At 40.9% G+C, this 12,087-nt stretch carries 10 protein-coding genes; 7 read left to right on the top strand and 3 right to left on the bottom strand.

Annotated features, from left to right (window positions below):
* Positions 1-37 precede the first annotated feature (37 nt).
* The 3 genes from N482_RS07350 to N482_RS07340 all read right to left on the bottom strand — a co-directional run bounded on the left by N482_RS07350 (position 38) and on the right by N482_RS07340 (position 4,451).
* Positions 38-1,780 (bottom strand): carbamoyltransferase, encoded by a 1,743-nt coding sequence (locus N482_RS07350; protein WP_063376419.1) that lies wholly within the window; start codon positions 1,778-1,780, stop codon positions 38-40.
* Positions 1,781-1,864: 84 nt separating this feature from the next.
* The gene (gene fabD / locus N482_RS07345) at positions 1,865-2,980 is read right to left on the bottom strand and encodes an ACP S-malonyltransferase (protein WP_063376418.1); all 1,116 of its coding nucleotides are present in this window, start codon (positions 2,978-2,980) and stop codon (positions 1,865-1,867) included.
* A gap of 1 nt (position 2,981) precedes the next feature.
* Positions 2,982-4,451 (bottom strand): PfaD family polyunsaturated fatty acid/polyketide biosynthesis protein, encoded by a 1,470-nt coding sequence (locus N482_RS07340; protein ID WP_063376417.1) that lies wholly within the window; start codon positions 4,449-4,451, stop codon positions 2,982-2,984.
* 301 nt (positions 4,452-4,752) lie between these two features.
* Here N482_RS07340 and N482_RS07335 point away from each other — a divergent pair, with 301 nt between their 5' ends.
* From N482_RS07335 to N482_RS07300, 7 genes are all read left to right on the top strand, one after another.
* Positions 4,753-5,265, top strand: a complete 513-nt coding sequence (locus N482_RS07335; protein WP_063376416.1) for a M23 family metallopeptidase — start codon at positions 4,753-4,755, stop codon at positions 5,263-5,265.
* A gap of 312 nt (positions 5,266-5,577) precedes the next feature.
* Positions 5,578-6,165 carry a hypothetical protein gene (locus N482_RS07330; RefSeq protein WP_063376415.1) on the top strand — a complete coding sequence of 196 codons (588 nt, stop codon included), beginning with the start codon at positions 5,578-5,580 and terminating at the stop codon, positions 6,163-6,165.
* Positions 6,166-6,643: 478 nt separating this feature from the next.
* Positions 6,644-7,102, top strand: a complete 459-nt coding sequence (locus tag N482_RS07325; RefSeq protein ID WP_063376414.1) for a hypothetical protein — start codon at positions 6,644-6,646, stop codon at positions 7,100-7,102.
* Positions 7,103-7,750: 648 nt separating this feature from the next.
* Entirely contained in the window at positions 7,751-8,332 is a 582-nt protein-coding gene (locus N482_RS07315; RefSeq protein ID WP_063376412.1) for a hypothetical protein, read from the top strand.
* A 288-nt stretch (positions 8,333-8,620) separates the two neighbouring features.
* A complete protein-coding gene (locus N482_RS07310; protein ID WP_063376411.1) occupies positions 8,621-8,980 on the top strand; it encodes a hypothetical protein in 360 nt (119 codons plus the stop codon).
* Positions 8,981-9,221: 241 nt separating this feature from the next.
* Positions 9,222-9,587, top strand: a complete 366-nt coding sequence (locus N482_RS07305) for a hypothetical protein (protein WP_063376410.1) — start codon at positions 9,222-9,224, stop codon at positions 9,585-9,587.
* A gap of 528 nt (positions 9,588-10,115) precedes the next feature.
* Positions 10,116-12,020 carry a S9 family peptidase gene (locus N482_RS07300; protein ID WP_063376409.1) on the top strand — a complete coding sequence of 635 codons (1,905 nt, stop codon included), beginning with the start codon at positions 10,116-10,118 and terminating at the stop codon, positions 12,018-12,020.
* The last annotated feature ends 67 nt before the right edge of the window (positions 12,021-12,087 follow it).

Below are 12,087 nucleotides of genomic sequence, written 5' to 3'. Positions count from 1 at the left end.
GGTTACCCTAAATCACCTTGACTTAGGGCGCTTGCTGCTAGTTTTTCTCGTAGATGGTATTGTTGATCACCAACACATCGATGCCTGACATCAAGAACACCGCAAGCATATCTTCAACAGAGTGCACTATGGGTTTACCCATGATGTTGAAGCTGGTGTTAAGCAGTACAGGAACACCTGTGATGTCTTTAAAGTTGCTTATCAGGTTGTAGTAAGGTTCGTTCCACTCCTTTTTCACCGACTGCAACCGACCTGTGTTATCGACGTGCACAACCGCAGGTACCTTGTCGCGAACGGCTTCTTTAAAAACTAAGGTGCGCTCCATGTAAGGAGACTCTTGATAGTTTTCAAAGTATTCGTCGCCATATTCGTGCAAAATAGATGGCGCAAAAGGTCTGAATTCTTCGCGGAATTTAACGCGCGCATTGATGGTGTCTTTCATATCAGGCAAACAAGGGTTTGCAAGGATTGAGCGATTTCCTAAAGAGCGAGGACCGAACTCTGCGCGGCCTTGTGCCCAACCAATGATTTTACCTTCGGCTAAAAACTCAGCGGTTTTTTTGTAAACCTCATCGCCGTAATCTGTGGCTTTTAAATGGCCGTATTGTGCTAGTTTTTGCAGTGACTTTTCTTTTACCGTCGAGCCGGTATATGGAGATTGCACCGTTTTACTGGGTTGCCAACTTGGGTTATCTTGCTGATAGCTTAGAAGCGCAGCGCCAATGGCATTGCCGTCATCTGCTGGGGCTGAAGGCACAAAGATGTTTTCAAATTTGGAGCGCTCAAGTGCGGTCCCCATAAATGATGAGTTCAATGCGCAGCCACCGGAAATTGCTAGGTTCTTAGAGGGAGCATATTCGTAGGCAGCATTGATTAAGTCCATAAAGATCTCGCCAAACACCAACTGACCTGTGTAAGCGAAGTCTTTAAAACGCTCAACCGACTCACCAGGTTCTCTTGCCATACTTTTGATCTCTTTCATGATGGTATTGAGGTTTTTAGGTACGAAAAAGTTACCGTTTTTCACCTGAAGCGATGAGCGCAGTAAATCATAGACTTTTTGATCTTTCTTACCATAAGGTGCTAAGCCCATAACCTTCCACTCTTCACCTTTGAGCGGGTCAAAACTGAGGTTTTCACAGATAATGGTGTAGAACAAACCTAAGCTCTTGAAAGAACGCTTTACTTTGATTGGCGCGGGCTTTACTTGGCCATTTTTATAGGTGTAGTAAGCAATACTGCTTTTTTCACCCATACCGTCAACGACGATACATGCTGCATCGTCATATGGACTGTTAAAACAAGCATTAGCAGCATGTGTTAAATGGTGGTCGTGATAGCGTACATCGGTTGGTTTTTTGGTGCGATAGTTACCTACGATAAAGTTCCGACAACCTGCTTCAAAAAACCTAGACAAGGTTCTGCCAGCCGCCGCCTGAGAGGCTCTTGCGAAATAGAACTGATCTTTGATGTCACGCGTGTTGACGTCGATATTAAAAGAGAAGGTTTCTAAAATACTTAGGACTACATTCTCGAGAATATTGGTACTTTTTTCACGCCCTTTACTCCAAGTTTTGGCAATGACTAACTCGGTGCAATCAGCACAGTGAGTTTTCAGTACTTCTTCAATGTAATAAGGGTTGTCTGGCAAGCAGTATAAACCGCGTTTATAACCCAAAAAGCGCTCTGCATCTTCAGCGAAAATTAGTTCGCCTTTTTCGTTAACGATTGCAATAGCAGGGTCGTGAAATGAGGTTGCTAAGCCAATGTAATATTTCATCGCTGTGATCCAAAAGTATTGTTGATATTTATTCTGTTGATGGCCTGAATGTTTCCCAAGCCGATGTATTTATTCATAATTGTTCTAAGCCTCAGTCGCTTTTTTAACGATTTGTTGAAGAGGGCTTAATTCAGTTAAGTGGAAGTATCCGCTATAACCGTGCAAATAAATTGTAGGGCGGTGGCCAAACGACATGATGGCTTGAGAACGAGTGAAACCTTGTTTCGCTGTGCCATTGATTTTGATCTCGCTCCCTATTGGGTAGGTGCTATTCCAGTGATCTACTTGTTGTTGTGGCGTCAAAGAAGTCTGTGCAGCGTCGGTTGGCCTTTGAGCGCCGATGTGAAGAGTTGTATCGCGATTATTTTTGATGTTATCGACAAGCTTAGTGAGTACTTTTTTGGGTCCTAGCTCGGTAAATACCATCTCGCCTTGAGCGAGTAAAAACTCAATGCTCTGTGTCCATTTTACAGGTTGAGTTAACTGTTCAATCAGACAGTTGGCAATTTCATTTTCCTTGATAGGGTGTGCGGTGACATTGGCGATTACAGGTGTATGTGGTGAGGAGAAGTTAAAACCCGCAATGTACTTGGCAAACTCTCGCTGAGCAGGCGCCATGTAACGAGAATGAAATGCGCCGCTGGTATTGAGTTTAATAAAGCGCGCGCCCAGTCTCTCAATAATTTGCTGGCTTTTATCTATGTCATCCACAAGCCCTGAGATCACGATTTGATCGGGAGCGTTTAAATTAGCAATGTCGATACCAGTTAGCTGGTGTTCCTGTAGACAATTACGTAGTTCTACTTCTTGAACATTCAACACTGCCGCCATCGCGCCGGGTGCCGCTTGACTCATTAGCTCACCACGCTTTTTAACAAGCTTTAGACCCATTTCAAAGCTCATTGCGCCTGCGGCGAATAAAGCAGTGTATTCTCCTAAACTGTGGCCTGCAAAGTAATCGGCGGAGATGACATCTTGTTTTTGCTGCTGTAAATAGGCAAGGGCGCTCACGACGAACAACGCTGGCTGTGTGAAGCACGTGTTGTTGAGCTGTTTGTTTGGATCTACCAAGCAAAGCTCAGTAATTGAATAGCCGAGTATTTCGTCTGCTAGTTCAACTTGTTGTGAAAATTCGCCAAAGAGCTTTTTACCCATGCCGACATATTGAGAGCCCTGCCCTGGAAATATGTAAGTTTTCATATTACCTCTGCTTTTTTTCTGCTACATGATTCAACGTTAAGAGCTGTTGTGTTCTTGTGTTCAATAATGCTGCCGTGCTTTGCATCAGTTTCTCGGCAATTTGGTCAACATGGCGGTTTTGCCAATGTTCTAATTCAGTACCTTTAACCCACTGGTTGAATGCACCAAGCGCAGGTCCTGTATGTATTTGAAAGTTGACTCGTGCTTGTTCTGAGCCGGTAAATGCCAACTTCATGCTGTAAGCAAAATACCAACGAAAAACCCGCGCCATTTTGTATTTGTCGTCTTGCTCTGCGCGTTTAATGTCTTGTGAGCGATTAGCGTTCAGCAAATACTGTTTTGTTTGCGCCCAAATATCATCAAAAGAAGCATTGAAATACTTATGTTGGAGCTGTGTTTGGATTTTTTCAGGCAGAGTGTCTAATGAGTCATATTGCTGATACAGCTGGAACAGCTTGTTTGCGCGTGCGGCAAAAAATACGCCTTTTTTGAGGACTTGTACTTTTGCACCAGATTCAAACATATCGCCAGCTGGGGCATAATCGGTATCTTGTACATTGATATCTTGCAACATGCGCTTTACTAGGTCTGAAGTTCCTGCTTCAACGGTGCATTGGTTAATAGAGCCCGTGAGAATAAAGTCAGCACCCATCATAAAGGCTGCGGCGGCAGAGTTTGGTGTGCCAATACCGCCACCTAGGCCGACTCTGGGTGTTTGAGCAAAGTTATGTTCAAGTACTTTTTGGTCGCGTAGGGTTTGAATGGCTGGCAGTAAAACAGCTGGTTGGCCTCTATCGGTATGTCCTCCGGAGTCTGCTTCAACGCAAATGTCATCGCACATAAAAATGAACTGACTGAGCTCAACTTGCTCGGGGGTAATCTTACCGAGGGCAAACAGTTGCTGAACAAAGTGCATAGGTGCGGGGCTTAAAAAGTGATTTGCCACCTCCGGGCGAGAGAGTTTGGCGATAATTTTATTTTTGGTACGTACAGCACCGTGTTGGTCTTTATATATGCCTTGCAAGCGATACAAAACAAGCGCTGGTGTGATGCGAATAAAAGCGGCCGCTTCTACGCATCGAATATTGTAGTTGAGATAAAGCTCGACCAATGCTAACTCTGCTTCTGGCGAGTCTAAATTTGCAACTAGGTTTAAACCATAAGCTTGGCCGTCGGTGAGCGAGTTTTGAATATAAATGATGTCTTGCTCAATATCATTTAAGGTTCGGCCCCCTGTACCTAAAAACCCCATTAACCTTGCATTAGCTAACGCAATAACTAATTCTTTTGACGCAATACCTCGGTACATTCCCCCTGCAATACAAGCATACTTAATGCAATAATCGTTGCGAAATTCACTACTGCCTAGGCTTTCTGGCAAAATAAGCGGGATTTTTATAGTGTTGGAGTTTTTACTGCTTTTAGCGTTTTTTTCGTTATTTTTTTGTTCACAAACAGAGTTAAAGGACATAAGTTGTTCCTTTTTTGAAGTTTTCTGCATATAAGTTCCGAGCTAGATCACCACATTCTTAGCACATGGTGATACATAATTATGAAAGCAAAATGGAGGGATAAATTGATTTTATATAAGACAAGATTATTAGTTGGTATTTTGAGCAAACGTTTATTCAGCACTTTTTAAGGATTTTTAGTATTTAATCTACTTTTAAAGACTGATTAGTCGCTAACTTATGACTTTTCGTGTAATTACCACAATGGAATTATTCGCTTTAAATTCACCTAGCAAAGCAATTATTTTTAAGGAGAGAAGATTGACGTATTTTAAGCGAACTCTTTTTGGTCTTTTCTTACTCATTTTATTGGGTACTTTAGTGCCAGAAAAAATTCAAGTAACTGTTGCGGGTGCAGTTGCAAGCGATTGGAATCAAAATACGTTTTGGTACGAGCCTTGGGGAAGTTCCGGCGTACACAAGGGAGTTGATATTTTTGGAAAGGTCGGTACTGCGGTTATCTCCGCCGTAGATGGTTTTGTAATTTATAAGGGGCATGTCGACAAAGGCGGAAACGTAGTGGCAGTGCTTGGTCCAAAATGGCGGATTCATTACTATGCGCATTTAAAAAGCGATTCGGTAAGTACTGGTCAGTTTGTCGAGCGGAGAGAAGTGATAGGTACTTTAGGTGACTCAGGCAACGCTCAAGGAAAACCCGCACATGTGCATTATTCAATTTTATCTTTACTACCGCATCCTTGGTTGGTAACTACTGAACCTCAAGGCTGGAAGAGGATGTTTTATTTGGACCCTGATGCAATACTTAAACGCTGAATTTTATAGACACATAGCCTCAGATTGTGAGGCACGTAGAGGCGTGATACTTTTGTGTTATTACTTTGCAATGGTTCTATTTAGCCTTAATCGAATTCATAACTTTGAACCTTGGGAGCTACCCCATGCATGCGACTCCAAATGTGAGGTTAAATTTACTGATTTGTTGTGAATTGCTGTATTTATTTGTGAGCGGTAAGTGAGCTGTCGGTTTGGTTTAAACAAGTTCTTTTTGGCACCTAGTGTATAGCTTGATATTATTAAACTTTGATATTTCCTCGTTTTCGGGGCCATGGGTTATTTGGAGAGTAAATGTTTAAAGTCTATGCCAAGCTTTTTATTGTGGCTTTTTTTGTCTCGGGTTGTGCAACAACAACGGTTGAATACCAAGAACCGACGGGAGGAGAAAGGTCTAAGGTTAGGTTTGTTTCTTCAGGCCACCATGGAGGTGAGGCTGTCGTTGTAGGATTTGATAATGCAGAGTGTGCCAATGGTACAAATAGAGTATCCTTGTATGCAAAAATGCATGGCAATTTTACAAAGTCGAAAAAAGTAGGTGTGCCACTGTGGACCTACGGAGACTATGCTGCAAATGCCAAAGAGTATTACTTCGAAGCAAATAAACCAAACAATTTTTTAATCTTTAAAAGGCCTAGTGGGTTGGGTGTTAGCCTGTCATGTGGCTCGTTTGTATCTACCACATTTGAGAAAGATAAAAGTTATGAGATTGATTTTAATACAAATGGCTGTTTGTCTGTAGTATATGAAATCACAGAAAATGAGGGTGAGTATAGTCGCGTTCTCAAATCTATTGGAAACGTAAATATAGCAAGTATGCCCAATGCTTGTATTACTGAATACAATAGTAGAGTTAGAACAAGAGTTCCTCTTAATAAATAACGTCCAGCGCTCTTGAGGCAAATCCGCGAGCTTACGTCTTCTCGGCTTTGTCTCGTTGCTTGTTTACTACTCTACCAACGAAATGCGCCTTAATTTAAGAGTTTGAAATTGGAGTTAATTGTTATTTATGCACAGCTGTATTAGTCAGCGACTAAAAATGCCAAAAATATTAATTGCCCATACCGTTTAATAAATTATGTAGCTAAATGAAATCAAATTTTACAACCTTATTGCTGGGGTTATATTTTATGAGACACGCCGTGGGAAGAGTATGGTACTGTGGCTGTGCTTCAGACCTTTACGGCAATAAATCAGATTTACTGCAACTCAATTACACAAAGAATGAAGGCTAACAGTGTTCTTTACATCGTGGTTGCGAGTTGTGCGAGGAGTTTTAGATAACACTTAATATCAAAAATTCAACTGGCTTGATTTCCTTTATCCTCACGCGGGGGGCGGAATAAATTTTAGAGGTTTTATGTTTAAAAAAATTTTAAAAGGTTTGGGTTTTACATTATTGGTAATAATAGGCCTGTTTACGTTTGCGTTAGCTTGGACAAGCTATAAAGCCGCATCATATGAAGAAACCGCTATCCCTTACATGGACAAAGCCATCAAAGATATTTCTACTTGGCAAGTAGACACGGTGAGAAGTTATTTAGTTGTAAGTACAAACGACAGGGTCTCAGAATCAGATTTGCAAGCCTTAGTAAAAGGGCTATCAAAAATGGGGAGATTAGTCGAAATTGGGGAGTTCCAGTTTATGAATGTCTCGAGTACTGCAATGGCTGGTGAAGAGTCGGGCTCTTTTGTAACCTACAGAGTCCCTGCTAAGTATGAAAATGGGGATGGTTTGATAACTATAACGCTGCAAGAAGTTGATGATTCGTTTCAAGTCTATTCTTTTAATTTAAATTCTTTAGCGTTACTTAAGTAGTAAATAACGCTAGGGTTTAAAAAAAATAGCTGAGTTAATCGTGATCATATAACCAGAGACGCAGTGACTCTTCTTAGAGTCTCGGGAATAGTTTCTATAAAAGTTAGAAATATTAGCAGCTGTCAGACTTTACGATGGGGCACGAGATGCCCATGTATTTGGGCCATTTACAATTGTAAACTTACATTATTAGGAGGCTAGACTCAGTGAATAGAACGCCTTTGCTCGCAATAAAGATGACTGCCTTTTCTTGATGATGAGGAGTACGCTTTACGCTCGCTTTGGAAGGCCATCTTAGTCGCATATTTGAGCACGGGGCATGAATACAAGCGCAACGCAATTGAGATACAACAACGTCAATGTTGTTTTGATTCAGTGATACAAGCAGCATTGGTGTCTGATGATTCGCATATTATTAAGCTAGTTTATAGCTGCCAGTGTGAGTATCAAAATAGTGGTGACGCTTTGTATTACTCTATTGCTCGTAGAGCCGTATCTAAGTTGATCAGATAGATAGCTGCCGTAGTAATTATGTACAGGCATCGTAACATGCCTAACGGGTAATATATCGAATGATAATTACATATCGAGATGAATAAGAAAAAATGTTTTTACAATAAAAGCGCAGCTTTGAGTAGAGGAGGTTCAATGTACAAGTATATTTTATTAGCTTTGGTTTTTCTAAGCGGTTGCACCGCAAGTTTGTGGGCTACAAATTACAAAAAAGAAAGTCTAAACGGCTTTTATGTCAAAAGTGACACTAAGGAGCTATTTGTCACTACAACGAAGACTGCTTACTTGTTAGGGATTGATGCGCAATTCGGTGAGGCGCTTGAGTTGTCGAGGGAGGTAGAGTTCATCCCTACATTTGAGGACTTTAGGTTAGATGAGAAAAATAACGTCGTAGGCAGCGTTACGCTTACGATGAAAGAAAAGAGCCCACCACAAGAACTGGTCGTAAAATTGATATCTCTGGGCTTTGAACAGCAACTTTCGTCTAATCAGCTAAAGCTTAAGCGTGAGCTAACGGGTAAGCGATATATTATTGAAGGAGAGCTGCCTCTCGAAAAGCTAGAAAAAGAGTACATAATTATGGTAGCGCAACCTCGGACTTTTAGTGAAACTGCAGGTAAAGTCATCGCAACCCCTGCCACTATCACGATAGATGCAGTTGTTACTGTTCCTGCTGTTTTTTTTGCTGCAGCGGTTATGGCGGCTGGCTCTCCTTAGAACGTACTATACAAATACTTGATATAAAAAGGCGTCCATTTTTATTGGCGAATAAATAACAGTACAGCACGAATAGGGCGTTTATTATACGAAATTAGCAGTTTGCTGATGCGCGTTTAGGATGTTTTTTATCATTGTTGTGCAGGCTACTATTTATTTAATTTTAAAAGGGACTTTTCTCTCACCTAAATGGTGGAAAATTAACTTGGAAATTTGCTTTATATTGATTATTATCCTGCACTTTTAAACCCTGCTTTATAATAAATTAGCGTTTATGAGGAATAATTAATGAAACTTGCACTTCTTTTTGTACTGTTTTTGGTTGTGAGCCCCCATGCTTTGGCGGATAGATATGATATTCAAGGTGAAATTGGTCAAATTAGATATCACGAGGCAACAAATACGCTTGCGCCCGCTTGGAAAAAGCATACATGGTTTACGCTAATACCTGATCCAAACCAGCCGAAGCCAAATTGTTATGTTCACGGTGGCGGTTATACAGTGACTATCCCAGATGGAAATAATACAGCAATGTCAATGGTACTCGCTGCAAAAATGGCAAAACAAAAAGTTACAGTTACTGTTGATGACTCAATCGTTTTTCCCAGCAACCTTTATTGTAAGTTGCAGTACGTGACAGTGCTGTAGTTATTATTACCACGGAGCGTAGCAGATATTCTTTTTCAAAGTGTAATACTCGTTGTTAAAATAGTAATCGCTATACCCTGACACAGTGCTCTGCTAGCTCTTTTGTCGTAATGTAATCGTGTGTTTGGTTCAGTTGTGACCACACAGATAGATAATGTGGAAGTTGCCTTTCTGAATCATTGCATATGCCGGAGATAGCCCAAATACTCATTCTTCTTATGTAAAGAACAGTGAAAAACCTATGAGAAAATCAGATAAAAAGCTTGAGAAAAGCATCGTTACAGCCTTAACAGAAGCATGCGAAGAGGCATTGAAACAATATGATGGCTTTCAGTGGTTGACTCATATTGTAAACTATCAGCGATTTCCCGATAGCCTATCGGTAATTTGCGTGTTCGATAATAAAGCGCACCTTCGATTGGCCATAAATGACGACAAAGGTGAGCAACTTAAGGTGCTAATTGAAGGCAAGCTGTCATCTTGTAACATCAACGTGAAAGGGGTTAAAAAGCGTATTTTATTTGATACAGAAGAAGCTTGTGCCAATGAGCATGGTGGTAATTGGAGCAAAAGGCTTGAGGAATTCAAAAATGCGCGCCATGTATAAATTAGGCGCTTAAAATCTGAGGTTCTATTTCTGAGCAAATGGAAGCTAGTTATGTTGTGCTCGTAAAGTCACCTTATTAAGTTTTTATTGAATCGAATAGAACTAAGTACGTTTTAGCGTTACAAGTTTTCAGCCCTGATTATGCTCCCACAGACAACCAAATGCTTCCAGTGTATAAAAGACTCTCCAACATAACCAAAGTTAGTAAAAAAGAATCGCATAAATATTCATAGTAGCATCAATTCTTCGCTGTTATTAATATATTTTGCCATTAACAATGAGGTGCTTGTTTTGGCTGTAGTGCACTGATTTTTAGATGTTTTTAACCAAGTTAAGAATAATTAAGTGCCGTGCCGCGTAAAAAGTGGAATGGCAGGCTTCAGTGCGTGAGTGCTTTTATTTGAATTTTACGTTTAATAATGAGTGGGTTAGCGTATAGCTGATAATGGTAATCTGTCTTTAATACCTTTTCAGCTGTTGTTTATTTATGTAGTCTAGACGGGTTTTTATTTTTGGAGGTATTTCGCGATGAAGCGAATTCTTTTATGTGCTAGCTTGGGGCTAGCGGTCAGTGCAGGCGTATCAGCCAAAGATGTAATGACCCCGGAAAAACTCTGGCAAGTAAAGCGCGTAAGTGCGCTCGGTCTAAATAAAGAAAACACCCATGTAATTTATCGAGTTACGACGCCGAGTGTTGAGAAAAATAACTTTACTAGCAAGGTGTATCAAGTGCCTTTAAAAGGCGGTTCGGCTCAGCTATTAGAGGCTTACCAAGGGTTGCTTCAAGATAGCAACGTTTCTCCTGATGGAAGTAAAAGGCTGTTTCACGAATCAGTGCAAATGAATACTATTTTAGCTTCTGATAAACATGAAGATTTAAGCAACGCAAACGCCTATGTTTTTGATGATCTGAATTATCGACACTGGGATACATGGAAAGATGGCAGTGTTAAACATGTGTTTTACCAAGATTTAAAAACGGAAGCCAAAGTCGATATCATGGAAGGTAAACCTTTCGATAGTCCGACTTCACCTTTTGGAGGCTCAGAGGATTATATTTGGGGACCTAAAGGCGAAAATATTTATTACGTCAGTAAGAAATTAACTGGTGTTGATTATGTTAAGAGCACAAACACAGATATTTATCGTTATAATCTGGCTGATAAAAAAACAACTAACATAACTAAAAGCAATTTAGGTTATGACAAAAGCCCTGCGTTTTCTCCTAAAGGTAAGCTTGCATGGCTCCAGATGGACGAACCTGGGTATGAAGCCGATAAGAATGACATCATTGTTATGGCGAATAACACCAAAGTAAACTTGACTGAGCATTGGGATGGCACCGTTTATAGTTTTAAATGGAGCCACGATGGTAAGCATATCTACTTTGTGGCGCCAACAGGTGGCACCATTCAACTTTTCCAAGTTGCAGTAAACACGAGATCCAAAGCTAAGCCGAAAATTAAGCAGCTGACAAAAGGGCAGTTTGATATAAATGGCATTATAGCGGTACTTGATGGGCAGCTGGTTGTTACTCGTAACAGCATGAATAAAGCCAAGGAAATCTTTAAGTTGAACTTGCGCAGCAAAAAGATGGTTGCGTTGACCAAAGTTAACGAAGCGTTTTATGCAGATTTGGATCTGCCTAAAGTAGAAAAACGCATGGTTGAGACAAAAGATGGTCAAGACATGCTGGCTTGGGTTATTTACCCTCCTAACTTTGATAAGCGCAAGAAATACCCAACTTTGCTATACCTTCAAGGCGGACCCCAGTCTTCGTTATCACAGTTTTACTCTTTCCGTTGGAACTTCCAAGTAATGGCATCGCAAGGTTATATCGTGGTTGCGCCAAACCGCAGAGGTATGCCTGGACATGGTGTTAAGTGGAATGAAGACATCAGTAAAGACTGGGGTGGAAAGGCGATGCAAGACTACCTTGATGCAATTGATGATATTGCAAAGGAGTCATACGTCGATAAAAAGCGTATTGGCGCAATTGGTGCGAGCTTTGGTGGCTATTCAGCGTTTTATTTAGCTGGTAATCACGAAGGCCGTTTTAAAACCTTTATCTCACATTGCGGTATTTTCGATACGCGCAGCATGTATGGTACGACAGAAGAGGTGTTCTTCGTTAATCATGATTTAGGTGGCGCGTACTGGGAAAAAGACAATGTAGCTGCAAGCAAAGCTTACTCTGAGTTTAACCCGGTGAATTTTGTTGATAAATGGGATTCTCCTATGTTTGTGATCCATGGCGGTAAAGACTATCGTGTGCCGCTAGGGCAGGGTATTCAGGCGTTCCAAGCTGCTAAACTACGTGGACTCAAGAGCCGTTTTTTATACTTCCCAGAAGAAAACCACTGGGTACTTACGCCACAAAACGGCATTGTTTGGCAGCGTGAGTTCTTCAAATGGTTAGATGAGACACTATAACTAGATAAAGCGATGCTCAGTGTAAAAGTTAAAAATGCCAGCTTGTAGCTTAATGCCAGTCAGTTAA

It is taken from the genome of Pseudoalteromonas luteoviolacea NCIMB 1942 (assembly GCF_001625595.1).
GTDB classification, from domain to species: Bacteria; Pseudomonadota; Gammaproteobacteria; order Enterobacterales; family Alteromonadaceae; genus Pseudoalteromonas; species Pseudoalteromonas luteoviolacea_A.
The sequence above is the reverse complement of the archived record's forward strand: the minus strand, read 5'-3'. Positions and strand labels throughout refer to the sequence as shown.